Below are 23,818 nucleotides of genomic sequence, written 5' to 3' on the forward strand. Positions count from 1 at the left end.
CGGCTTCGTATCGGGGTGCGGGGGAGGGGCTGGGTGCCTCGATCGTTGGGTGCGCTGGTGCGGCTTGTTCGCTCGGACGGCGGAGTGTGGCGGAGGTCGTGGGCTGACGGTGTCGGAGGCCAGCGCGAGTCCGAGCACACCCACGGGGCCAGTCCTGTACGGCAAGAGGGCAAGAACTGGAAGGTGCCGGGGCGGCACAAAACCGCCAGCCGAAACCGGGCGTCACCCCGGAAAACACCGGAGGCGGCAAGCGCGCCTGCGCCTGCCGCCTCCGGGGAGCGAATCTGTCGGTGAGCGAACTTACTTCTGGATCTCCGCGGCCAGTTCCTTGAGCTTGGCCTCGTGCTCGCGGGCGTGGTGCCCGCAGAAGAGCAGCTCGCCTCCGGAGCTGAGGACAGCGCGTACCTGAGCTGCTGCTCCGCACCGGTCGCATCGGTCGGCTGCGGTCAATTCGGGGCGGGTGAGCGTCGGTGTTGTCATGGGGGTCTCCCTCCGTCCCGGCACCGGTCGCCCGGTGCCTCGATCCAGCTACGCCCACTTCGGTCTCGATGCCTTCGGCGGGGATCGCTTCCGGCTCCGCGGTGTTCGTGCTTCCACTCTTGCAGACGTTTGGCGGCCCGCAAGTGTTCCCGCGCCGGTGGGAGGTGCGTCACGCCGAATTAGCCCGGTTGCCGCAGCGGCGTCCCACCCCGTAGGACCAGACCACCCGGCGCGGGGCGTTTTCCGTGGTCAGGCACCATGCGGGAGTGGGCATTGCACTCTCCTGGAAACGCGTGAACGCGATTCCGGCACCGGTCTTGTTCGTTCTCAGCGGAATTTCGATGTATGCCGGTGCGGCCATCGCGGTCGACCTCTTCGGGCACGCCACGCCGTCTGGGGTCGCGTGGCTGCGCTGTCTCGGGGCGGCCGTCGTGCTGGTGCTGTGGCGGCGGCCGCCGAAAGCCGCCTGGCGAGGGAAAAGGCTGCTGCTCGCGGGCGCTTTCGGGGTCGTCACCGCCGGGATGAACGTGGTCTTTTACGAGGCCATCGCGCGGCTGCCGCTGGGCACGGTGGTCGCGCTGGAGTTCGCCGGTCCGGTGGTCGTGGCGGCGATTGGGTCACGGACCCGGCGCGATTTGATCGCGCTGGTCCTGGTCGCGCTCGGGGTGGTCGCGATCGCGGACGTACGGATCGCGGGCAGTCCGCTCGGCGTCGTGTTCGCGCTGGCCGCGGCGGCTGCGTGGGCGGGGTACATCGTGCTCGGCAAGCGGGTCGCGATCGGCGGGGACGGGCTGGATTCGCTGGCGGTCGGGTTCGTGGTGGCGACGGTCGTGCTGTCGCCGCTCGCGCTGGGCACCGGCGAAGTGTGGGGTTCGCCACGCATGCTGCTGCTCGGGATCGGCGTCGGCGTGCTGTCGACCGTTGTGCCGTACGCGCTCGACCAAGTGGTCCTGCGCCGCCTCGGGCAGGCTCGGTTCGCGGTGCTGCTGGCATTGCTGCCGGTGACGGCGGGGGTCGTCGGGTTCCTCGTGCTCGCGCAGGTGCCGAGCGTCGCCGAAGCGATCGGGACGCTCGCCGTCGTCGCCGGGGTGGCGTTGCGCAGCCGGGACGACGCCGGGCCGGTCACTGAGCCGCCCGGGTGAACACTCGCGGATGGCCCGGGCGGCCCCGGCCCGCGATACTGATCCCGAGCCCGAGGAGGTTGCCATGACCAAGGCGGCGTCGGCGGCGGCGAAGGACCTGGCCGCGGCGGGGGTCGGTGGCGTCCACCTGGCCTGGGCGGACAACAACGGCATCCCGCGTTCGCGCGTGGTCCCGGTCGGCGGGCTGGCGGACGCGGCGGTCCGCGGCGTCGGCGCGACCTCGCTGTTCGCGGTCTTCGACAGCCACGACGCCATCACCTACGCCCATTCCGGTCTCGGCACGCCCTCCGGCGACATCCGGCTCGTGCCGGTCGTGGAACGCCTCCGCCGGCTCGCCGGGCAGCCCGCGCTCGCCTGGGCGCCGGTGCGGCAGCTCGCCGCGGACGGTTCGCCGTGGCCGTACTGCCAGCGTTCCGTGCTGGAGCGGCAGGTCGCCGAGGCGGCGCAGCGTGGTCTCGAATTCCGGGCCGGGTACGAGCTGGAGTTTGCCGTCGCACCAGCAGGCAGCGAGGACGTCGTGTCCGCGCCGGGACACCGCGGCCCCGCCTACAGTCCGCACGCGCTGATCGGCCTGGACGACTTCGTCGCCGCGCTGCTGCACGATTTCGCCGCGAACGGCTTGCAGATCGGCCAGCTGCACGCGGAATACGGCGTGGCACAGCTGGAATTGTCGCTCGCGGCGACGGACCCGGTATCCGCGGCGGACGATCAGCTGCTGGCGCGCCAGACCATCCACGCGGCCGCGCACGCACACGGGCTGGTGGCGAGTTTCGCGCCGATGATCGGCCTCGGAGCCGCGGGAAACGGCTGGCACTTGCACACTTCGGTCCGCCGCAAGGGCCGCAACCTCTTGGCAGGCGACGGCGTGCCGGGCGGCGAAGGCGCGGCGTACCTCGGCGGGCTGCTGCGGGATCTGCCCGCGCTGACGGCGATCACCGCACCGAGCGTGCCTTCGACGATGCGGTTGCGGCCGGGGTTTTTCGCTGGCGCGTATGCGTTCTGGGGCGTGGAGAACCGCGAGGCGCCGCTGCGGTACGTCCCGGGCACGGCGCTGCTCGGGGCGGAGCACGCGAATGTCGAGCTGAAGACGTCGGACGCGTCGGCCAACCCGTATCTCGCGCTGGCCGTCGTGCTCGCCGCGGGAATGGCCGGGATCGAGGATTCGGCGGTGCTGCCGGAGCCGATCGCGGAGGACCCGGGCGGCTGGAGCGAAGGGGAACGGAACACCGCGGGCGTGCTGCCGCTGCCGGCGAGTCCGTCCGAACAGGACACCGCGCTGCTGGCGAATCCGCGCGTGTCCGGGGCGCTGGGGGACGAGCTGCTCGGCGCGTTCCGCGCGGTGCGCGCCTCGGACGCGGCGTGGGCCGCCGAGCGGGCGCCCGAGGAGATCGTGGCGGCGCATCTGTGGCGGTACTGAACACGGGGCTTTCCGACGTCCACTGGCTTCCCGGCGGCGCGCGCCTGGTCGCCGAAGCCCGAGCGGAACTCCCGCAGAAGGACGGTTTGGCGGCGGCCTTCACCGGACTCGTGACGCTGCGCGCGGCGGACATCGCGGTACCGGACCAGGACGAGGTCGCGATCGCGGCGGGGACCGTGCGCACGTCGACCAGCCGTCCGGCGGGTGCGCTGTCCCGCAACGACTTCCGGCTTCCGGTACCGTTCGACGAAACTGCTGCGGGCACTTCGCTGGAGGGTTTGGCCTCAGCTGTCCGGACGTTGTCGGAGGAGAAGCTGGCGGTGGTTCCGGCGCTGGGGGAGTGGAGCGCTTCGACGGTTTCGGATCTGCTGCTGGGCTTGTGGGAACTGCCGCGCGTGGCGGTGCTGGCGCGGGTCGACCCGGCGGAGCTGGGCTCGCCGGACACGCCGGAACGCGCGTTGCTGGACTATCTCGACACCGGCATCCCTCCACTGTGGACAAACCGATGGCGGCCGCCCGCACCGCATCACGTGCTGATCGCCGGAGTACGGCTGGGTGCGGAAGGGACGCTGCTGTCCGTTGTGGACACTTACCGCGAACTGGGCGACGAAGGCGTGCACGACCAGCCGGTGGAATGGATCGCGGCGGCGCTGGAATCGGTGCTGCTGGTGGCGGACGCCCGGCACGCGGAGGTGCTGGCGCAGGCGGTTTCCTATGCCGGGCTGCGCACGCAGTAGGCCGGGAAAACAGTTCGCGAGACCGGCCGGGCGGATGGCAGCCTTCGCGTCATGACGGCCCCTTACGAGATCCGCGCGGACTTCGACACGGACACGATCGTGGTCTACCAGGCCTACCGGACGGCCATCGCCGACGCGGCATTGCGGGCGGGCCGGTTCGTCGCGCCGTTTTCGTTTCACCGGATGACGTGGATCAAGCCGTCGTTCCGGTGGCTCATGCATCGCAGCAACTGGGCGCGCAAGCCCGGTCAGGAACGTGTTCTCGCGGTGCGGATCACCCGGGCCGGGTGGGAGGAGGCGCTGTCCCGGGCGGCGCTCACGACTTCGGATCCGGCAGCGGTGGCCGAGGCCGCGGTGCACGTCCAATGGGATCCGGAACGGTCGTGGCGCGGAGCGGCGCTGAATCACTACAGCATCCAGGTCGGCGTCGGCCGCGAACTGATCCGGGCCTTCGCCGACGAATGGATCGTCGGCATCGAGGACCGCACGCCGCAGGTCCGCAAGGCCGCGGCTCTGGTCAAGGACGGGCGCACCGCGCAAGCACAACGGCTGCTGCCCGCGGAACGGGTGTATCCGCTGCCAGGAGAACTGGCAAACCGCCTGTGCCGCAACGGCTAACCGTCGTACCGCTCCTGCGCGTCCAGCAGTTCCTCCCAATGCTCGGCAACCCAGCCGTACACCGCCCGCATCGGTTCCAGCAGGCTTTGGCCAAGCGGCGTCAGCGCGTACTCCACGCCTGACGCGGGATCGGCGTGCGCGGTGCGGGACACCAGACCGGAGCGTTCGAGGCCGCGCAACGTCTGGGTCAGCACCTTCGGCGTAACGCGACGCAGCGGCACGCGCAACTCGGAGAACCGCCGCGGCCCGTCCTCCAGGCAGCGGATCACCAACGCGGACCATTTGTCCCCGAACCGGAACGGCACCAGCGCGGACGGGCACAGCTCCTCGAACAGGTCCGGAGGCAAGGGCCGGCGAACGGTCATCACGGTCTCCTCTCAAGTATCCCGGAGGGAACCGGCCCCCTGGCTACCTTCCAGAGCATCGACACTCCAGGAGGTATTCCCACGATGAGCAAGATCGTTGTTTTCGGGGCGGGCGGCCGGGCCGGACGGCAGGCGGTCGCGGAGGCACGGCGGCGCGGGCACGAAGTCACCGCGGTGGTCCGCGATCCCGCGCGCTATCCCGACCTGGCAGATGTCGTCGCTGGCGATGTCACCGACGCGGCCGACGTCGCTGCCCTCGTCGCTGGGCAGGACGCGGTCATCAACGCGGCCGCGGTCTACGGCGAGGGCACCGACCCGCACGCGTTCTTCACCGACGCCGCACACGCTCTCGTCACCGGTTTGTCGCAGGCCAGGCTCGTCGCGGTCGGGCTGTCCGCGCTGCTGCCCGCCGCCGACGGAACCTCGGTGCTGGACTCTATTCCGGCCGAGTTCCGGCCGTTCTGCCTGGCGCACGCGGCGGGGCTCGAGGTGTTGCGCATCGAGGGCGCCGGGCTGGACTGGGTGTACGTCAGCCCAGTCGGCGACTTCGACCACGAAGGCGAGCGCACCGGCCGCTACGAAATCGGCGGGCACGGCGACCTCGCCCGCAAGATCTCGTACGCCGATTTCGCCGTGGCGCTGCTCGACGAGGTCGAGAATCCGCGGCACCGCCGCGTGCACCTGGCAGTGGCCTGAACCTACTTCGCGAAGCGGGAGTGCTTGCGGCCGTAGAAGAAGTAGATCAGCAGGCCGAGCACGAGCCACGCGGCGAACCGGATCCAGGTCATCACGTCGAGGTTCAGCATCAGGTAGAAGCACGCTACCGCGGCGACGATCGGCACCACCGGCGAGAACGGCACGGTGAACGGGCGCTTCAGGTCCGGACGGCGTTTGCGCAGCACCGGCACCGCGACCGCGACGATGATCATCGCCGACAGCGCGCCGATGCTGACCATGTCGGCCAGCGCCGAGATCGGCACGAACGCCGCCAGCACGGCGATCAGCGCGGCCCCGCCGATGGTCATCCGGTGCGGCGTGCCCCAGCGCGGGTGCGCCGTGCCGATTGCCTTGGGCAGCAGGCCGTCGCGGCCCATCGCGAAGCCGATCCGGCCGATCGTGACCAGTTCGACCATCATCACCGACGTCAGCCCGGTGACCGCGCCCAGCGAGATCAGCGCGCCGACCCAGTGCTGGCCGACCCGGTCGAACGCGTCCGCGAGCGGCGCGCCGGAGTCGATGTCGGTGTAGTGGACCATGCCGGTGAGCACGATCGAGACCCCGATGTAGAGCACCGCGCAGACCGCCAGCGCGCCGAGGATGCCGACGCGGAGGTCCTTGCGCGGGTTGATGGTCTCTTCGCCGAGGTTGGCGAGCGCTTCGAAGCCGGTGTAGGCGAAGAACACGACCGCCGCGGCGGTGACCATGCCGGCGATGCCGTACACCGACTGCTCGAGCCCGAGCGCGGCCTGGACCACCGGCTGGTGCAACGCGTTCGCGCTGCTCGACGGCGGCTGCGCGGGCGGGATGAACGGGGTGAGGTTCGAACCCTTCACGAAGAACACGCCGACGGCGAGGATGAGCACGCAGACCGCGACCTTGACGAGCACCAGCACGTTCGTGAGCCACGCGGACTCCTTGATGCCGACGACGGCCACGACCGTCAGCACCGCGATGATCAGCACCGCGCCGACGTTGACCGTCGCGGACTCGCCGAACCAGTCCGGCGACAGCCCGAGCAGGTTCGCGAGGTAGCCGGACCAGCTGCGCGACACCACGGCCGCGCCGAGCGCGAACTCCAGCAGCAGGTCCCAGCCGATGATCCAGGCGAAGACCTCGCCGAGGGTGGCGAAGGCGTAGGTGTAGGCGCTGCCCGCGGTCGGCACGCTGGAGGCCAGTTCGGCGTAGCAGAGCGCGGCGAGGCCGGCGACCACCGCGCCGATCACGAACGAGAGCGTCACCGACGGGCCGGCGTGCGTCTTCGCCTCGACCCCGGCGAGGGTGAAGATCCCGGTGCCGATGATGATGCCGACGCCGAACCCGATCAGGTCGCGCCCCCTGAGCCGCCGCTTCAGCTCGCCGGATTCCTGTCGCTTGAGGACTTCGTCGACGTCGAGAGTTCTCCGCTCACCCATGGGGGAACGTTAGAAGGTCGCGCCCGGATGCGCAGATCGGCTAACCGGGTGGCTCAATACCGTGGTCTTGCGCGAGGATCGCGGCCTGCACCCGGGACCGCAGGCCGAGCTTGGCGAGCACCCGGGAAACGTGCGTTTTCACCGTCGCCTCGCCGATGTACAGCCGGGAGCCGATTTCGGCGTTCGAAAGCCCGGCGCCGAGACAGCCCAGCACCTCGCGTTCGCGTTCGGTGAGGTCCGCGAGCCCGCTCGGCGCGGGCGACGGGCCGGCCGGGGTGCTGGCGAAGGCGGCGATCAGCCGCTTCGTGACCTGCGGGGCGAGCACGCCCTCGCCCGCCGCGACCAGCCGGACGGCCTCGATCAGCCGCGGCGCCTCCACCGACTTCAGCAGGAACCCGGCGGCCCCGGCGCGCAGTGCGGCGTGCACGTATTCGTCGAGGTCGAAGGTGGTGAGGACGAGGACCTCGGCGAGCCCTTCGGCGATCAGCCTGCGGGTGGCGGTGATCCCGTCGGTGCCGGGCATCCGGACGTCCATCAGGACGACGTCCGGCCGCAGCGCGCGGGCCTGGCGCAGCGCGACCTCGCCGTCGGCGGCTTCGCCGACCACCTCGATGCCCTCGGCGTTGCCGAGGATGAGCGCGAGCCCGGCGCGGATGGCGCCGTGGTCGTCGGCGACGAGGACACGGATGGTCATGAGGGCTCTCCGGCGAGGGGAAGTTCGGCGTGGACGAGCCAGCGCGGTCCGGACGGACCCGCTCGCAGGGTGCCGCCGACAGCGTGGGCGCGCTCGCGCATGCTCAGCAAACCGTGCCCGCCGCTGCCGGACGGGGAAGGCGCGCCGAGCAGTTCATTGCCGATTTCGACGGTCAGCGTGCCGTCGGCCGCTCGCAGCCGCACTGTCGTCTGGCTGCCCGGCGCGTGTTTGACCGCGTTGGTGAGCGCTTCCTGCGCGATCCGGTACGCGGTGAGGTCGACGGCCGTCGGCAGCGCGAGTTCTTCGTTCACAGTGGAATCCACGGTCACCGTCATGCCCGCCGCTCGGGCAGATTCCACCAGTCTGGACAGTTCGGCCAGCCTCGCCGGAGCGGTCACCTCGTCGTCGGTGGACTCCGAACGCAGCAGGCCGATCATCGCGCGCATTTCTTCCAGCGCGTGCACGCTGTTCTCCCGAACCGCGACGAGCACGGTCTGCGCGGTCTTCGGATCGTCTGCCATGGACAGCGCCGCCTCCGACTGGATGGCGATAGCCGACAAATGCCCGGCGACGACGTCGTGCAGGTCGCGAGCCATCCGCGCGCGCTCGGCCGCTACGGCCGCCTTTCGGTCCAGCGCAGCGATCGTCGCGAGCTGCTCGGCGTTGGCCCGTTCGGTCGCCGCGATGTCGCTCTGCTGGCGCACATTCGCGCCCCACCACACCGGGACCAGCAGGAACGACAGCATGCCGAACACCCCGAACGCAGCCGCTCGCCAGCCCGCGATGGCCACGAAGACGAACAGCACCGCGAGCGTGGCGGCGGCGGTCAATCCGACCAGCACCCGGGCGGTGCGGCGGGAGCCGTGCAGCACCGCGGTGTAGAGGAAATCCGTGTACGCGACGGCGATCGGCAACGACAGACCCACCACGACGTCAAACCCGACGATGCCGGTCGCGATCAGCAGCCCCCACGGCACTGTCCGGCGCAGGAACAGGGCGAGGCACATCGCGCCGAGCTCGGCGAACCGGACCCAGATCGGGTACGGGTCGCTGTTGCCCTGCAGCCGGTGGACGTCGATGAGGTACAGCATCGCGCCGCCGGCGAACACCGCGAGCGCGACGAGGCCGTTCTGCTGCCACAGCGGCAGTTCGCGCGGCCGGGGGAGGGCCGAGCGCAGGTCTCGCAAGCGCACCCGACCATGACAGCACACCGCGGCGGCCCGGTCGTCCTACGAAATGATGACCCCCCGATCGTGCCGACCGCTGACGCGCGCGGACGTCCGCGCCCGCGACAGTGAGGCCATGGACGAGATTCTGAACAGCCAGATGACCGCCGCCATCGTGGCGTGCGAGATCGGGTTCTGGGTCTTCATCGCGGCCGGGCTGCTGACCCGGTACGCGCTGCGCAAGCAGAAGGCCAGCACCGTGCTGCTCGCGCTGGTGCCCGTGGTCGACCTGGTGCTGCTGGTGATCACGGTGATCGACCTGACCAACGGCGCGAAGCCGAACGTGACGCACGGGCTGGCCGCGGTGTACCTGGGCTTCTCGGTGGTGTTCGGACCGTCGATGGTGGAGTGGGCCGACATCCGGTTCGCGCACCGCTTCGCCGGCGGACCGCCGCCGGAGAAATTGTCCGGTCGTGCGAAAGTGCGCAAGGAATGGCTCGAATGGGGCAAGTGCGTGCTGGCCTGTGCGATCAGCACCGCACTGCTGTTGCTCGCGATCCTCTTCATCGGCGACGCGAGCCGGACCGAGCCGTTGTGGGGCTGGATGTCGCTGCTGGCCAAGGTCGTCGGCATCTGGTTCCTCGTCGGGCCGTTGTGGCACCAGATCGGGTCTTCCGAGCGGAAAGGAAGGGCGCGGTCGTGATCGAGCTGCTCGGCATTCTCCTGGTGGTGCAGGGCGCGGGCGGGCTGATCAACCGGCTCGCCGGGGCGGAGCACCCGAGCTGGTTCGTCCAGTTGCACGTGCTGCCGCCGCGGCTGCACGTGATCGCCAGCATCGTCCTGCTCGGGGCGGGTGTCGCGGTGCTGTTCGCGAACCGGGCGCGCAACCGCCGGCGCGGCTAAACTCGGCGGGGTGGCGGCCGGTCCGGTTCTGCTGTTCGCCGTGGTCAGCGTGGCACCCTCGGCGTTGTTCTGGGCTGCCCTCCGCCTTCCCGCGCTCTGCCGCTGGCTTCGTCGGCGACGCGCCGCTCCAGTGCCGTCCGAACCGCCGGTAGAGCAGGTGGCCGCCGACCTGCGCCGGGTACGCCGGACGCTCGCGCGGCTTCCCGCTGGTACGCCCGCCGCGCGTCGGATCGGCACCCGGCAGGCGTACGACGCACTGCTCGTCACCGCCTGCCGCGAGCTCGGCGTCGAACACCGGCTCGACGGCTTGCGCGAGGGCGCCGACCGGGATCTCGAACGGCTGCGGATCGAGGATTCGCTGAGCCGTCAAGGATTCGTGCTGTCCTGAACGGGGTGGCAGGATGCCCCGGTGGACTTCCAGCCGAAAGACCGTCCCTCGGACGCGTTCCAGCAACCCCTCACCGCCGAGCAGATCGAACTGCTGTGCCGCCGTGCGCTCGGCAGCAGTGTGCGGTCCGCCGTCGAAATCGGCTGGGGCGGCTACAACAACACCTACCGGGTGGAGCTGGCCGACGGCCCGGCGATCCTGCGCGTCGCCCCGGAACCGGCGCGGCAAAACCGGATCGAGCACCAGTTCATGCGCAACGAATACCTTGCCGCGCCGTACTTCGCCCCGATCGCGCCGCTGATGCCGCGCACGATCGCCGCCGACTTCACGCACCAGGTCATCGGCCGGGATTACGTCCTGCAGGCGGTTCTCCCCGGAGCGCCCGGCCCGGACATCCTTTCCGCGCATACGCCGGAGGAACGGGTGCCGTACTTCCGCCAGCTCGGCGAAATCACCCGCGCGATCCACGACGTGCGCGGCCCCGGTTTCGGCGTCGTGGCCGGTCCGCATTTCGCGACCTGGAGCGAAGCGCTCATCGCGTATTTCGAGGACAACGCGGCAGACGTCGAAGGCTTCGGCCTCGACGGGTCTGACTTGCGCGCGATGGCCGCTTGGGTGAAGCGCGACGCCGCGCTGCTCGACGAGATCACCGAACCGCGCCTGACGCACGGGGATCTTTGGCATGTGAACGTCATGCTGACGCCGGAACTCGAGATCGTCGGAGTATTCGACCACGACCGAAGCTGGTGGGGCGACCCGGCGGCGGACTGGACGATCCGCATGGCCTCGGTGAAAACGGGTTCGAGACGGGATTGGTTCTGGGAAACCTACGGGCGGCCCGACGAGTCCCCGTCGGCGCGTCGGCGCGCGTTGTACTACGAGGCCCGGCACCTCGGCGCGGTGCGGCTGGAACGGCAGCGGCTCAAGGAGCGGCAGGTAGAAGAGACGTACGCCGATCTGGCCTCTATCCTGGCCGAACTGGAGTCCTGAGCGCGGAAGTCCTCGCGAGCCGGGGCGGGGCCGGTCAGAGTGAAGGATCGGAGCCGCGCAGAGCGGCCCACCAGAAGCCGAACGCGGCGATCAGCACGCTGACCGTCAGCCAGCCCGCGAATCCGCTGCCGTCGACCAGCGCCCAGAACGCCCCCACGACCGGGGCAACCGCCAGCACCGGCAGGTCAGCGCGGAACTGCCGAGCAAGCCGTACCGGCGTGGCCGCGGCGAGCGCGCGTTCCTCGTCCGGCTCGGAAGGGTTGTCCAGCCGGCGGCCGCGAGGTTCGCCAGTGCGCACCGCGCCTGCCGGGTACAGCACCTCGCCGTCGAGGCGCACGGCGACGTGACGGTCTGTGCGCAGGTCACCCAGCACCTCGACCCGCGAGGGCGACGGCAAGCCGATCAACGTCGGCGAGAAGTACACCGGGATCCACCGCGGCGTCGCGGTGTCGGTCTCCAGCCACGACCGCGTCAGCAAGCCGCGTTGCACCTTCACCCGGCGCATCGGCACCGAAGCGACCGCCTTGCGCCGGGACGGCTGCACGAAGCGCGTGAAGAACAGGAATCCGTTCACCGCAAGCATCGCGAGCACTGCGACCACCGTGACCGTCGCGTACGTCGAGGCGCGATCGGCGGTCACCAAAGCCGAAGCGCCGGTCGTGACCGCGCGCGAAGGGGCTGACGGGTCGTAGCGCACCGGCACCTTCGTGCCCAGCGGCGGGGGAGTGGTGTCCAGTTCGACCGCCGCGCTCGCTTCCGGCTGGTTCGGCACCGGGAACCGCACCGTGACGGTGGCGTCGTCGACCCGGGAGACGATGCCAGTCGCGTTCACGGTCAGCCCCTGCAGCCGCGGCCGGGTGCTGTTGAACTCCAGCAGTTGCACCACGAACACCGCGGCGCACGCGACGAACACCACCGCACTCGTCGCCAGGATGTGCCGCACCGGCCGCAATCGCAGGAACTTCCGCACAAGGATCACCTTAACTGTCCAAAAAGGAAGGAGCGGCGCGGGGAGTCCGCGCCGCTCCTTCGTTTCCCGCTGGGGGAGGATTACTTCACGAACCCGATCTTGGTGTAGTCGTACGGGTTGTTCGCGTAGCCAGGCGAACCGAAGTTGCCGAGCGTCTTGCGGACGGCGAAGGCGCCGGTCGACTGGAAGATCGGAAGCTGGTGGCCCAGCGCCCAGATCTCCTTGTCCGCGGCGTTGATGTCCGCGGCCCGCTTCGTGTCGTCCAGTTCCTGCGCGGCGGTGTCCAGCAGCTGGTTCAGCTTGTCGCTGCCGATGTGCCCGTAGTTCTGGTTGATGTTCTTCGGGTCGAGGTAGTAGATGCCCTTGCTGCCGCCGATCGGGAACGAGTTCGAGATCCAGCGGAACAGCGTGAGGTCGAAGTTGCCGACGTTCACGTAGTTCTTGAAGAACTCGGCCGACGGGACCGCGACGATGTCGATGCCCACGCCGATCGCCTTCAGCTGCGACTGCAGGATCTGGCCGGTCTGCTGGCTGATCGGGGTGCCCGACGGGATGACCAGGCGCAGCTTCAGCTGCTTGCCGTCCTTGGCGCGCAGGTCGCCGGACTGCTTCCAGCCCAGCTTGTCCAGCTCGGCCTTGGCCGCGTTCTGGTCGAACTTGTACGGGCCGCTGTTGTCCTCATAGGTCTTCGAACCCTTGAGGTACAGGTGGTTGCCGATCGGCGTGGTGTCCTTCTGCATCTGGCCGAGGATCGACTTCGAGATGGTCACCGTGTCGACGCCGCGCATGACCGCCAGCCGCAGGTCCTTGTCCGAAAGGATCGAGGACGGCGCGCCGTTCAGCGTCATGTGCGTGTAGTCGGGGTAGGTCGACTGGCGCACGACCGCGTTCGGGTCCGCCTGCGCCCGCTTGAACGCGTTGATGTCGTTGTTCAGGTTGTAGAAGTCGATCTGCCCGTTGGCGAACGCGTCCGCCAGCGCGGGACGGTCCACGACCTTGTAGGTCACGGTGTCCAGCTTCGGCTTGTCGCCCCACCAGTTCGGGTCGCGCTCGAACACCGCGGTCTTGGCGGTGTAGTCGACGTTCTTGATCTTGAACGGGCCCGCGGTGATCAGCGCCTTCTGCGCCCAGCCCTTGTTGAAGGTGTTGGCGTCGGCCATCGCCTCCTTCGGGTACAGCGGCGAGAACAGCGACTTCCACTCCGCGAACTTCTTCGCGAAGGTGACCTTGACGTCGAGGTCGTCAGTGCCCTTCTCGACCTTGGCGATGTCCTCGTAGCCGGTGGTGCTGGAGACCTGGTAGGCGGTGTCCTTGCCGTTCAGGACCTTCGCCATCGCGGCGAAGTCCTCCCAGGAGAACTGGCGCCCGTTGCTCCACTTGGCCTTCGGGTTGATCTTGTACTCGATGACCTGCGGGTCCTGGCTGACGATCTCGGCCGAGGTCAGGTAGTTCTTGTCCAGACCGACCGTCGCGTCCGCGTTCTGCGGGAACGGGTAGGGCAGGATCGCGCCGAACATGTTCGCGCCGTCCAGGACGGTGCCGTCGACCTGGTAGTAGTTCCAGTTGTCCGGCAGCTGGTCGACCGGCCACTTGAAGTCGCCGCCGTCCTTCAGCTTGTCCATCGGCTGCTCGTTGATGTCCGACGTCTTGACGCCCGTGGTGCCTGCGTCCTGCAAACCCTTGTCGCCGCCGCCGCTGCCTCCGCCGCAAGCGGCGAGCAGGAGCCCCAGAGCGGCAACGGGGGCCACGATTGCGGCCATTCTCCGTCGCATGTGTTTACCTTCCTTCTTCTGGTGTGCCAACGGATTGTGGCTACACAACTTCGCGGGTTTTGGCATAGTGGCACGCGACGTCGTGGTCCTCGGCGCGGGATTCGCGCGGGGGTTCGACGTCGACGCACTTGCGCTTGTCCTCTTCGGACAGCTGGGAGAAGACGAAACACCGGGTGCGGAACCGGCAGCCCGACGGCGGATTCGCCGGGCTGGGCAGGTCGCCGGTGAGGATGATCCGGCCGCGCTCGCGTTCCTTGGCCGGGTCCGGGATCGGGATCGCGGACAGCAGCGCCTGCGTGTACGGGTGCTGCGGCGCCTCGAACACCGTGCGGACGTCGCCGATCTCCACGATCTTGCCGAGGTACATCACGGCCACGCGGTCGGCGATGTGCCGGACCACCGACAGGTCGTGCGCCACGAACAGGTACGACAGGCCCAGCTTGGCCTTCAGCTCGTCCAGCAGGTTGATCACGCCGGCCTGGATCGACACGTCGAGCGCGGACACCGGCTCGTCGAGCACGATCAGCTTCGGCTCCAGCGCGAGCGCCCGCGCGATGCCGATGCGCTGGCGCTGCCCGCCGGAGAACTCCGCCGGGTACCGGTCGGCGTGCTCGGGGCGCAGCCCGACCAGCCCGAGCAGTTCCGGCACCCGCTGGTCGATGCGCTCCTTCGAGAACCCGTGCGTCACCATCGGCTCGGCGATGATGTCGCCGATCGGCAGCCGGGGGTCGAGCGCGGCCATCGGGTCCTGGAAGACCACCTGGAGGTCGCGGCGGATCGACTTGCGGTCCTTGCCCGCGAGCTTCGCCACGTCCTTGCCGAGCACCGCGACCGAACCGTGCGACGGGGCCGCCAGTTCGAGGATCTCCATCAGCGTGGTCGACTTGCCGCAGCCGGATTCGCCGACCAGGCCGAGGGTTTCGCCCTCGACGATGTCGAAGGTGATCCCGTCGACCGCGCGCACGACGCCGACCTTGCGCTTGAAGACGGTGCCCTTGCTGACCGCGTAGTGCTTCTGCAGGTCCTGCACGTCCAGCACGGTCGAGCGCTGGGTGCGCGGCAGGGACGCGACCGCGGCCTCCTCGATCACCTCCGCGCCGTAGACCTCGGCGGCGTCCGCTTCGGGACGGGCGAGTTCTTCGGTGCGGATGCAGGCGGCCCGGTGCGTCGTGTCGACCGGCGCGTTCGGGTTGCCCGGCGTGATCGTGAACAGTTCCGGCTCGGCCGTGCGGCATGCGTCGATCGCCAGCGGGCAGCGCGGCGCGAACGGGCAGCCCTGCGGCAGGTTCACCAGCGACGGCGGCTGGCCCTCGATCGGCACCAGCGGCTGCTTCTCCCGCGCGTCGACGCGGGGGATCGAACCGAGCAGGCCCAGCGTGTACGGCATCCGCGGCTGGGCGTAGATCGTCTCGACCGGACCCTGTTCGACCGCGCGCCCGGCGTACATCACCATCAGCCGGTCGGCGAACCCGGCGACCACGCCGAGGTCGTGCGTGATGATCACGATGCCGGCGCCGGTGACCTCCTGCGCGGTCTTGAGCACCTCCAGCACCTGCGCCTGCACCGTCACGTCGAGCGCGGTGGTCGGCTCGTCGGCGATGATCAGGTCCGGGTCGTTGGCGATCGCGATGGCGATCACCGCGCGCTGGCGCATGCCGCCGGAGAACTCGTGCGGGAACGCCTTCGCCCGCGCCGCCGCGTTCGGGATGCCGACCAGGTCGAGCAGCTCGACCGCGCGGTTGTTCGCCTGCTGCTTGGTGATCGTGCCCTTGCCGTGCACCAGCAGCGCTTCGGCGATCTGCGCCCCGACGGTGTACACCGGGGTCAGCGCGGACAGCGGGTCCTGGAAGACCATCGAGATCTTCTTGCCGCGGATCTTCGACAGCTCGACGTCGGACTTGCCGATCAATTCGCTGTCCTGGAACCGGATCGAGCCCGACACCCGCGCCTGCGGGGGCAGCAGCCCCATCACCGCGAGCGACGACACCGACTTGCCCGAACCGGACTCGCCGACGATGCCGAGCACCTCGCCGGCCGCGACCTGGTAGTTCAGGCCGCGCACCGCGTGCACGCGGCCGGACTCGGACGGGAAGGACACTTCGAGGTCGGAGACCTCGAGCACGGTGCCGGTGGGCTTGCCCGTTTCCGCGCTCAATTCGAGTGCGGCGCTCATGCTTCTGCTCCCACAGGTTGCGTCGAGGCGCTCGACTTGGTCTTTTCTTCGATCCGCTTGCGTTCCTTGCGCCGCGAACGGCTGGACGACGGGTCGAGCGCGTCGCGCAGGCCGTCGCCGACGAAGTTCACCGCGAGCACGGTGAACACCAGGAAGCCGGCCGGGATGTAGAACAGCCACGGGAACGTGCGGACCGCGTCGGAGCCCGCCGAGATCAGCGTGCCCAGCGAAACGTCCGGCGCCTGCACTCCGAAGCCGAAGAACGACAGCGACGTCTCCATGATGATCGCGACGCCGACGTTGATCGTCGCGTCGATGATCAGCAGCGAAGCCATGTTCGGCACGATGTGCTTGAAGATGATCCGCCACGGGGACTGGCCCATGAACTTGGCGGCCTTCACGAACTCGCGCTCGCGCAGCGTCAGCGTCATGCCGCGGACGATGCGCGCGGTGATCATCCACTGGAACAGCGCGATCAGGCCGACCAGGATCAGCCAGGTCTTGCCGCGGAAAGCGGGCGACAGGATCGAGATGATCAGGAACGGCGGCAGGATCAGCAGCAGGTCGACGACCCACATGGACACCCGGTCGGTCCAGCCGCCGAAGTAGCCCGCCGCGGAGCCGACGATCGAGGCCACGCCGGTGGAGAACAGCGCGGCCAGCAGGCCGATGGTGAGCGACTTCTGCAGTCCGCGCATGGTCTGCGCGAACATGTCGCCGCCGATCTGGTTGGTGCCGAACCAGTGCGTGCCGTCCGGCGGCATCAGCGTCGCGGCCGGGTCGAGTTCGTCGTAGCCCCACGGCGAATACCAGCTGTAGGTGAACGCCAGCACGTAGAACAGCAGGATGACGACGAGCCCGACCAGCGCGAGTTTGTTGCGGAAGAACCGGCGGGCGACGAGCCTGCCGCGACTGGAGGACTTCCCGGTCTGCTGCTCGGTTTCCGTTTCGGTGGCGGCGACAGCCGAGTCGGCGAGGTCGGCCTCGTTCAATGGGGCGGCCATCAGATCCTCACCCTCGGGTCGAGCGCGGCGTAGAGCACGTCCGCGAGCCAGCCGGCGAGCAGCACGCAGATCGCGATGAACAGGGTCACGGTGGTGACGATGTTGGTGTCCTGCTTCTGGATGCCGGTCACCAGCCAGTCGCCCATGCCGTACCAGCCGAAGATCTTCTCGGTGAAGACGCCGCCGGTGATGAGCAGGCCGAAGCCGAACGCGAACAGCGTCGCCATCGGGATCAGCGCGGTGCGCAGGCCGTGCTTGAACAGTGCGCGCCTGCGGGTGAGGCCCTTGGCCTGCGCGGTGCGCAGGAAGTCCGAGCCGAGCACGTCGAGCATCGCCGAACGCTGGTAGCGGCTGTAGTAGGCGACCTGGGTCAGCACGATCGCCAGGGTCGGCACGATGATGTGCTGCAGCCGGTCGAGCAGGACGTCGCCGAAACCGCCGTCGACCGCGCCGCCCTCGCCCTGCACGATGAAGAACTGGTAGCCGTCGAGCAGGTTGTCGTTGACCGACTGCGCGCCCGCCTTGAGGATGGTGGCGATCACGAACACCGGCGTCGACAGCACCACGAAGGAGAACGTGGTGGCGATGTAGTCGCTGATCTTGTACTGGCGGATCGCGCTGATCACGCCGACCAGCACGCCGATGATGATGCCGATCGTGATCCCGAGCAGGAACAGCCGCAGGCTCACGCCCGCGCGGCGGAACAGTTCGTCGGTGATCGCCTGATCGGCGACCGTGCGGCCGAAGTCGCCCTGGAACACGCCGCCCAGCCAGGTGAAGAACCGGTGCGGGATCGCCTGGTCCAGGTGCAGTTCGGCGGCCTTGGCGTCGATGGTCGCCTGCGGAGCCGGCGGATTGCGCAGCTTGAGCGCGTCCAGCGGGCTGAACGACAGCGACGCCAAGGAGAACGCCGCGAAGGTCGCGACGAGGCACAGGGCGATGTAGTTGACGAGTCTGCGGAGGAGGAACCCGATCACAGTTGCCTCGCTTCACCGGGGCCGGAGGATCCGCTCCGCGCCGCCGGGCATCCCTGGCTCGCTCGCGATTGAGTTTTCGTCGAAAACACTGGGCGGTGCTGCCTTCCAATACTGACGCTCGTTGTGGGCGCAGCTTAATGGCGATCACTCGTTGCGATCTTCGTTTTCAGGCAACCAAACAATCACGATTTCCGCGCATCTGCGGAGAACAACCAACTTTAGCCTCTTGCCCGGGTCCCAGTGTCGCGGTGGGTGCGCGACTGTGCACCGGCGATGAGTATTCCGGAACGGTTCCGGGGTTCCGGGTGAACGGTTGTGAACAGGAAACGGACACGCGTGCAAAGCCCGCGGCTCCGGCGGTGCACGTTCGGGTGCACGTTCACTCGCCGGGATTCACGCGCGGATTACTCTTGCGCCGCAGCGTAATTCGCATCGGGACCCGGTGTCTCCGGGTTTTCGGGACTTGTCCTGGGTCCACTGTGGTCAGCGAAGGAAGGATTTCGCGGAAATGCCGGGGCGATGCCGCGCGGCGTTGTCGGTAAACGCAGAAACCCCGCCGCCGCGTAGTGCGGGGCGGGGTTTCTCGCCGGAACCGGAGAAGCTCAGTCCAGGTAGTCGCGCAGCACCTGCGAGCGCGACGGGTGGCGCAGCTTCGACATCGTCTTCGACTCGATCTGCCGGATCCGCTCGCGCGTGACCCCGTAGACCTGGCCGATCTCGTCGAGGGTGCGCGGCTGGCCGTCGGTGAGGCCGAAGCGCAGCCGGACCACGCCCGCCTCGCGCTCGGACAGCGTCTGCAGCACCGACTGGAGCTGGTCCTGCAGCAGCGTGAACGACACCGCGTCGACCGCGACGACCGCTTCGGAGTCTTCGATGAAGTCGCCGAGCTGCGAATCGCCCTCGTCGCCGATGGTCTGGTCCAGCGAGATCGGCTCGCGCGCGTACTGCTGGATCTCCAGGACCTTCTCCGGCGAGATGTCCATTTCCTTGGCGAGCTCCTCGGGCGTCGGCTCGCGGCCGAGGTCCTGGAGGAGTTCGCGCTGTATGCGGCCGAGCTTGTTGATGACCTCGACCATGTGCACCGGGATGCGGATGGTGCGCGCCTGGTCGGCCATCGCGCGGGTGATCGCCTGGCGGATCCACCACGTGGCGTACGTGGAGAACTTGTAGCCCTTGGTGTAGTCGAACTTCTCCACCGCGCGGATCAGGCCGAGGTTGCCCTCCTGGATCAGGTCCAGGAACGCCATGCCGCGGCCGGTGTAGCGCTTGGCCAGCGACACGACGAGCCGGAGGTTCGCCTCCAGCAGGTGGTTCTTGGCCCGCTCGCCGTCGCGCACGATCCACTTGAGGTCGCGGCGCATCTGGGTGACGAGCTTCTCGCCCTCCTCCTCGGCGGTGCGCACGCGCTCGGCGGCGTAGAGCCCGGCCTCGATCCGCTTGGCGAGCTCCACCTCCTCCTCGGCGTTCAGCAGCGCGACCTTGCCGATCTGCTTGAGGTAGGCGCGGACCGAGTCGGCCGACGCGGTGAGCTCGGCGTCCTTGCGCGCCTGGCGCAGCGCCTCGGACTCCTCCTCGTCCCACACGAAGTCCGGGTTGTCCGAGGACTTGCCGCCCTTCTCGGCGGCACTCGCGCGGCGGCGGGCGGCGGTGGACGTCGCGGCTCCCGCGGCCCCCTCGGTCGCTTCGGCCTCGTCCTCGGAGTCGTCGTCATCGTCGTCGTCGGTCTCGTCGTTGACCGTCTCGTCGACGACGTCGACCTCGACCTCTTCGAGATCGGACAGATCCGGGCTGTCGAGTTCGGCCTCGTCGAGGTCGACCGGGCCGTCGGGATCGCCGTCGTCGGTCTTCGGACCCTTCGCGGCGGCCTTCTTCGCCGGAGCCTTCTTGGCCGGAGTCTTCTTCGCGCCCGCCGGCTTCGCGGCGGTCTTGCGCGCCGGGGACTTCGCCGCTCCGGTGGCTGCCTCGTCGGCCGGCTCGCCGGCTTCGGTCGCTGTCTTCGTCCCGCCTCGGGTTGCGGTTCTTGCGGCTGCCACTTACGCCCTTTCGCAGCGGTCGATCATGACGAGCCGAGATGTCGCCACCTCAGCTGCCTCACATTCGGGGAACACGCCTCGGCCTGCGGTTTTACCTCCGCAGCTCCTGCGCCGTGTTCCATTGTAACGACGTCGGCCCACTGCGTCGCGAAGCGATCACCCTCCGGCCCCCTTCCCGGCGCCTCGCGGTGACCGCTCCGAGACCCGGCGCGGACTCCTCGCTCAGTGCCCGGCGCCCTCCGCGGCGGCCGCGGCGGCCCCGACGATGCCCGCGTTGTTCTGCAGCGACGCGACGGCCACCGGCGTGCGGATGTCCAGCAGCGGCACCCACTTCTCGGCCTTCTTGCTGACGCCGCCGCCGACGATGAACAGGTCCGGCCAGATCAGGTTCTCCAGCACCGAGAGGTACCGGTGCACCCGCTTGGCCCACTGCGGATACGACAGGCCCTCGTTGTCCTTCACCGAAGCGGCGGCGCGTTTCTCCGCGTCGTGGCCGTCGACCTCCAGATGGCCGAATTCGGTGTTGGGCACGAGCTTGCCGTCGTGGAACAGCGCGCTGCCGATGCCGGTGCCGAAGGTGAGCAGCGCGGTCACGCCGGTGCGCGCGGCCGCGTCGCCGAAGCGGATCTCGGCGAGGCCCGCGGCGTCGGCGTCGTTGAGCATCGTGACCTCGCCGACGCTCTTGCCGAGCCGCTTCGCGAAGAGCGCCTCGGCGTCGGTGCCGATCCACTTGTGGTCGATGTTGGCCGCGGTGTGCGCGGTGCCCCTCTTGACCACCGCCGGAAGCGTCACGCCGACCGGGCCGTCCCACTCCGCCGCCCGGACGATTTCGGCGACGACGTCCGCCACCGCGTCCGGCGTCGACGGCTGCGGCGTTTCGATCCGGTGCCGGTCCCCGATGAGCTGTCCCTGTTCCAAATCGACCAGCGCGCCTTTGATACCGCTGCCGCCGATGTCGATTCCGAAACCTCGGGTCGCCGTCACTGACGTGGTCCCTTCTCGCACGATTCAGAAGTCTGCTGCGGAGACTTTAACCGGATGTGGTGACATGGCGGGCGTGGGAGTTGACGAGGCGATGCTGAACGACCTGAAAAACACCGCCGAACAGGTCGCGGTCGAGGCCGCGCACCTGGTCCGGACGGCGTGGGTGCGGATGCGGTCCGGCGGCGAGGTCGCCGTGGACACGAAGTCGGCGGAGACCGACGTGGTGACCGCGGTGGACCGGGAGTCGGAGGAACTGGTCCGCGCCCGGCTGGAGCGGATCCGGCCCGGGGAACCGGTGCTGGGCGAGGAAGGCGGCGGCGCGGTCGGCGACGCTGCCGGCGGGGTCACCTGGGTGGTCGATCCGATCGACGGGACCGTCAACTTCCTCTACGGCCTGCCGACCTTCGCGGTGTCGATCGCGGCGCAGATCGACGGGGTTTCGGTCGCGGGAGCGGTCGTGGAGCCGGTGAGCGGCCGGCGCTGGACGGCCGTCCGCGGCGGCGGTGCGTGGCTCGACGGCGACCGGCTGTCGGTGTCCGCGGCGGACCGGCTGGACCTGGCGCTCGTCGGGATGGGGTTCTCCTACGCGCGGGACCGCCGGGTCCGGCAGGGCAAGCTGACCGCGGATCTGGTCGGGCAGGTGCGCGACATCCGCCGCCGGGGCGCGGCCTCGCTGGACCTGTGCGCTGTCGCGGCCGGGTGGCTGGACGGATTCTTCGAGCACGGCCTGCACCGCTGGGACTGGGCGGCCGGAGCGCTGATCGCGCAGGAAGCGGGCGCGACCGTGCTGCTGCCGGGCGAAGCGGCGGACCTGGGGGAGGACGCGACGTTCGCGGTGTCGCCGGGCATCGCGGCTGAGCTGCGCGCGGCGTTGGCCGCGGGCGGCGCGGCAGAGGTGTGAACTGGTCGTGAGTGCTGATCACGGTTCTAACCGTGATCAGCACTCACGAGGGAGTCAGCAGGTGACGGAGCGCGCCGAGGCCAGGAGCGTCTGGTCGATCACCGGCGCGCCGGGGCTGGCGGACTGCTCGCTGCTGCCGCCGCCCTGGTGCGCCTGCGACCAGGCGGTGAGCTGCTTGAGGATCTTGACCGCCTCGGGGCGCGGCTGGACGTCGGTGAAAAGCTTCCCGGTGGCCAGGTCGACGCTGGCGTCCTTGCGGGTGTCGTGGACCAGCTCCGCGCAGGGGATCACCAGGCTGACGGTGCGGGCCGCGGCGGCGCCGTTGTCGCCGTACCGGATCTGGCCGCGGCAACGCGCGTCGCCTTTCGGGTACGCCGGGTCGTTGCCGGGATCGCCGATCGCGGTGAAGCCGAGGTCGCGCAGCGCGTTGGTCGCGATGCTGCCCTGCCCGCGCGTGCTGCTGGCGTTGAGCACCTTCAGCGCGACCTTGTCCGGGGGCATCGGCGAGCGGTCGTCCAGACCGTTGTGCGGGACCGACGTGTAGGTGATTCCCGGCGGCGCCTTGGGCTCCGGGGTGCAGCGCACCGCCTCGTCGATGTCGCCGCGGCCGACCACGGCGTTGACCCAGACGAACACCGCGCCGAGCGCGAGCACGCCGATCACTATCAACGCGGGCAGCGGACGGTGCTTGCGATAAGGCCGCGCACCACGGTTCCCCGACCCGTTCCCCGACGCCACCTGCCCCGTCCCTTCCCCTCGCAGAACCGGCCGCGGTCGCCCCGCCGCGCCTCGCGGTAACCGCCAGCGTACGCACCGGCGTGGTAGCCGGTGAGCCTAGGCGCTGTTCGCGGCGCGCGGTGTCGCGGGTCACCTTCACCCATTCCGCGTAATGCCCCTCCGTGGCGATCGCACCACGGACGGCTCCGCGCGGGCAAGCGGACTCGGCCGCGAGGTGATGTTTGCGACGGCGGGGCAACCCGAACGGAGGACAGGTGTCTCACCTGCGCGTTCCCCCTCCCGGGTGACGCTGGGACGGCAATGTCCGACTCGGTGCGAGGCGCGCCCGGCGGTGAGCTACCCTTCCCGGGCTCCGGCCGCAGAACGAGGTCAACCAGGTTGAGACCTGGGTCACTCGCGGGCCGGGCACAAACAGGGGCGCTGGAACGTTGACCAGCGGCACGACCGGTATCGGGCGCCTCCGGAACCGGTGCAGGACGACACGCTGAATCGCAGGGGTGAGGGACACCATGGCTACCGACTACGACGCTCCGCGCCGCAGCGAAGCCGACGAGCTGGCCGAAGACTCGTTGGAGGAGCTGAAGGCCCGGCGGAACGAGAACCAGTCCGGCGTCGTCGACGTCGACGAGGACGCGACCGCGGAGAACTTCGAACTTCCCGGCGCGGACCTTTCCGGGCTCTCCGGGGAAGACATGACCGTGAAGGTCGTGCCGAAGCAGGCGGACGAGTTCACCTGCTCGGTGTGCTTCCTGGTGCACCACCGGAGCAGGCTCGCCGAGGACAACGGCGGCCGGCTGATCTGCCGCGACTGCGCCTGACCTGGGGATTTTCTCGGGGAGATCTAGGGGAGATTCACGGGGACAGCGTTTTCGCGGTCTTGGGAAGACTGGGTAAGCGACGGGGGTCGGCCTTGGCGGTCGGCCCCCTTACTCGTGTTTGGGGTGGTTCGGCTCGTCGCCTGGCGGCGACATCGGCCGTCTTGGGTTGCGTGGGGCACCCCGAAGGGTGATTGTGCTGACGGTTCGGGGGTGCTTGTCAAGGCGGGAAAGATGCCTTGACAAGCACCCCCGAACCGCAGGGCGGCTTCGTATCGGGGTGCGGGGGAGGGGCTGGGTGCCTCGCTGGGCGGGTGCACCGGCTGCGGTTTTTGTGAGTGGGGCTAGCGCCCCAATGTGGCATTGGGTGCGTCAGACGCACCCAATGTGGCGTTCGGTGCGTGGGACGCACCCAATGT

Annotated in this window: 24 protein-coding genes; 11 read left to right on the forward strand and 13 right to left on the reverse strand. The window is 69.4% G+C overall.

What is annotated here, in order from left to right; genetic code table 11:
• Positions 1-300: 300 nt before the first annotated feature.
• Positions 301-480 carry a hypothetical protein gene (locus tag L3Q65_RS03050; RefSeq protein WP_037358805.1) on the reverse strand — a complete coding sequence of 60 codons (180 nt, stop codon included), beginning with the start codon at positions 478-480 and terminating at the stop codon, positions 301-303.
• Positions 481-821: 341 nt separating this feature from the next.
• Here L3Q65_RS03050 and L3Q65_RS03055 point away from each other — a divergent pair, with 341 nt between their 5' ends.
• The 4 genes from L3Q65_RS03055 to L3Q65_RS03070 all read left to right on the forward strand — a co-directional run bounded on the left by L3Q65_RS03055 (position 822) and on the right by L3Q65_RS03070 (position 4,394).
• Entirely contained in the window at positions 822-1,622 is an 801-nt protein-coding gene (locus L3Q65_RS03055) for a DMT family transporter (RefSeq protein WP_182890905.1), read from the forward strand.
• Between the two features lie 64 nt (positions 1,623-1,686).
• The gene (locus L3Q65_RS03060; protein WP_237598742.1) at positions 1,687-3,039 is read left to right on the forward strand and encodes a glutamine synthetase family protein; all 1,353 of its coding nucleotides are present in this window, start codon (positions 1,687-1,689) and stop codon (positions 3,037-3,039) included.
• Complete coding sequence (locus L3Q65_RS03065; protein WP_182890563.1) at positions 3,027-3,776, forward strand: hypothetical protein; 750 nt, start codon at positions 3,027-3,029, stop codon at positions 3,774-3,776. The genes L3Q65_RS03060 and L3Q65_RS03065 overlap by 13 nt, the downstream gene beginning before the upstream one ends.
• 51 nt (positions 3,777-3,827) lie before the next feature.
• Positions 3,828-4,394, forward strand: a complete 567-nt coding sequence (locus tag L3Q65_RS03070; protein ID WP_182890562.1) for a DUF4291 domain-containing protein — start codon at positions 3,828-3,830, stop codon at positions 4,392-4,394.
• Here the strand turns inward: L3Q65_RS03070 and L3Q65_RS03075 are convergent.
• Positions 4,391-4,759: a helix-turn-helix domain-containing protein gene (locus L3Q65_RS03075; protein ID WP_182890561.1), complete on the reverse strand. Its 369-nt coding sequence runs from the start codon at positions 4,757-4,759 to the stop codon at positions 4,391-4,393. The two genes, L3Q65_RS03070 and L3Q65_RS03075, sit on opposite strands and share 4 nt — an antisense overlap.
• A 75-nt stretch (positions 4,760-4,834) precedes the next feature.
• Between L3Q65_RS03075 and L3Q65_RS03080 the strand changes: the two genes are divergently transcribed.
• Entirely contained in the window at positions 4,835-5,455 is a 621-nt protein-coding gene (locus L3Q65_RS03080) for an NAD(P)-dependent oxidoreductase (protein WP_370648248.1), read from the forward strand.
• 2 nt (positions 5,456-5,457) lie between these two features.
• Here the strand turns inward: L3Q65_RS03080 and L3Q65_RS03085 are convergent, their stop codons facing one another.
• From L3Q65_RS03085 to L3Q65_RS03095, 3 genes are read right to left on the reverse strand one after another with little or no spacing between them, the layout of a single operon-like run.
• Positions 5,458-6,891, reverse strand: coding sequence for an APC family permease (locus L3Q65_RS03085; protein ID WP_182890559.1), 1,434 nt, complete (start codon positions 6,889-6,891; stop codon positions 5,458-5,460).
• A gap of 40 nt (positions 6,892-6,931) precedes the next feature.
• Positions 6,932-7,585 carry a response regulator transcription factor gene (locus L3Q65_RS03090; protein WP_182890558.1) on the reverse strand — a complete coding sequence of 218 codons (654 nt, stop codon included), beginning with the start codon at positions 7,583-7,585 and terminating at the stop codon, positions 6,932-6,934.
• Positions 7,582-8,763 (reverse strand): sensor histidine kinase, encoded by a 1,182-nt coding sequence (locus tag L3Q65_RS03095; RefSeq protein ID WP_370648249.1) that lies wholly within the window; start codon positions 8,761-8,763, stop codon positions 7,582-7,584. Before L3Q65_RS03095 ends, L3Q65_RS03090 begins: the two co-directional genes overlap by 4 nt.
• 124 nt (positions 8,764-8,887) lie before the next feature.
• Here L3Q65_RS03095 and L3Q65_RS03100 point away from each other — a divergent pair, with 124 nt between their 5' ends.
• The 4 genes from L3Q65_RS03100 to L3Q65_RS03115 are packed head-to-tail and all read left to right on the forward strand — an operon-like array spanning position 8,888 to position 11,032.
• Positions 8,888-9,454, forward strand: a complete 567-nt coding sequence (locus tag L3Q65_RS03100) for a hypothetical protein (protein WP_237598744.1) — start codon at positions 8,888-8,890, stop codon at positions 9,452-9,454.
• The gene (locus L3Q65_RS03105) at positions 9,451-9,654 is read left to right on the forward strand and encodes a hypothetical protein (protein WP_182890555.1); all 204 of its coding nucleotides are present in this window, start codon (positions 9,451-9,453) and stop codon (positions 9,652-9,654) included. The genes L3Q65_RS03100 and L3Q65_RS03105 overlap by 4 nt, the downstream gene beginning before the upstream one ends.
• 10 nt (positions 9,655-9,664) lie before the next feature.
• A complete protein-coding gene (locus L3Q65_RS03110) occupies positions 9,665-10,042 on the forward strand; it encodes a hypothetical protein (RefSeq protein ID WP_237598745.1) in 378 nt (125 codons plus the stop codon).
• Between the two features lie 21 nt (positions 10,043-10,063).
• Positions 10,064-11,032, forward strand: coding sequence for a phosphotransferase family protein (locus tag L3Q65_RS03115; RefSeq protein WP_237598746.1), 969 nt, complete (start codon positions 10,064-10,066; stop codon positions 11,030-11,032).
• Positions 11,033-11,066: 34 nt separating this feature from the next.
• Here L3Q65_RS03115 and L3Q65_RS03120 read toward each other — a convergent pair whose 3' ends face one another.
• The 7 genes from L3Q65_RS03120 to ppgK all read right to left on the reverse strand — a co-directional run bounded on the left by L3Q65_RS03120 (position 11,067) and on the right by ppgK (position 20,945).
• A complete protein-coding gene (locus tag L3Q65_RS03120) occupies positions 11,067-12,002 on the reverse strand; it encodes a DUF3592 domain-containing protein (RefSeq protein WP_237598747.1) in 936 nt (311 codons plus the stop codon).
• Positions 12,003-12,082: 80 nt separating this feature from the next.
• Complete coding sequence (locus L3Q65_RS03125) at positions 12,083-13,774, reverse strand: ABC transporter family substrate-binding protein (protein ID WP_182890551.1); 1,692 nt, start codon at positions 13,772-13,774, stop codon at positions 12,083-12,085.
• Between the two features lie 40 nt (positions 13,775-13,814).
• Positions 13,815-15,947 (reverse strand): ABC transporter ATP-binding protein, encoded by a 2,133-nt coding sequence (locus L3Q65_RS03130; RefSeq protein ID WP_237598748.1) that lies wholly within the window; start codon positions 15,945-15,947, stop codon positions 13,815-13,817.
• Entirely contained in the window at positions 15,944-16,951 is a 1,008-nt protein-coding gene (locus tag L3Q65_RS03135) for an ABC transporter permease (RefSeq protein WP_182890549.1), read from the reverse strand. The genes L3Q65_RS03130 and L3Q65_RS03135 overlap by 4 nt, the downstream gene beginning before the upstream one ends.
• On the reverse strand, positions 16,951-17,928 hold the full coding sequence (locus L3Q65_RS03140; RefSeq protein ID WP_067579476.1) for an ABC transporter permease: 978 nt from the start codon (positions 17,926-17,928) through the stop codon (positions 16,951-16,953). Before L3Q65_RS03140 ends, L3Q65_RS03135 begins: the two co-directional genes overlap by 1 nt.
• Before the next feature lie 602 nt (positions 17,929-18,530).
• A complete protein-coding gene (locus L3Q65_RS03145; protein WP_182890548.1) occupies positions 18,531-19,961 on the reverse strand; it encodes an RNA polymerase sigma factor in 1,431 nt (476 codons plus the stop codon).
• 222 nt (positions 19,962-20,183) lie between these two features.
• A complete protein-coding gene (gene ppgK / locus L3Q65_RS03150) occupies positions 20,184-20,945 on the reverse strand; it encodes a polyphosphate--glucose phosphotransferase (protein WP_182890547.1) in 762 nt (253 codons plus the stop codon).
• Positions 20,946-21,009: 64 nt separating this feature from the next.
• Here ppgK and L3Q65_RS03155 point away from each other — a divergent pair, with 64 nt between their 5' ends.
• On the forward strand, positions 21,010-21,846 hold the full coding sequence (locus L3Q65_RS03155; RefSeq protein ID WP_237598749.1) for an inositol monophosphatase family protein: 837 nt from the start codon (positions 21,010-21,012) through the stop codon (positions 21,844-21,846).
• 54 nt (positions 21,847-21,900) lie between these two features.
• Here the strand turns inward: L3Q65_RS03155 and cei are convergent, their stop codons facing one another.
• Positions 21,901-22,584, reverse strand: a complete 684-nt coding sequence (gene cei / locus L3Q65_RS03160; protein ID WP_182890545.1) for an envelope integrity protein Cei — start codon at positions 22,582-22,584, stop codon at positions 21,901-21,903.
• Positions 22,585-23,093: 509 nt separating this feature from the next.
• Between cei and L3Q65_RS03165 the strand changes: the two genes are divergently transcribed.
• Positions 23,094-23,402: a DUF4193 domain-containing protein gene (locus tag L3Q65_RS03165; protein ID WP_013224476.1), complete on the forward strand. Its 309-nt coding sequence runs from the start codon at positions 23,094-23,096 to the stop codon at positions 23,400-23,402.
• Positions 23,403-23,818 lie beyond the last annotated feature (416 nt).

Source organism: Amycolatopsis sp. FU40, assembly GCF_021903635.1.
GTDB lineage: Bacteria > Actinomycetota > Actinomycetes > Mycobacteriales > Pseudonocardiaceae > Amycolatopsis > Amycolatopsis dendrobii.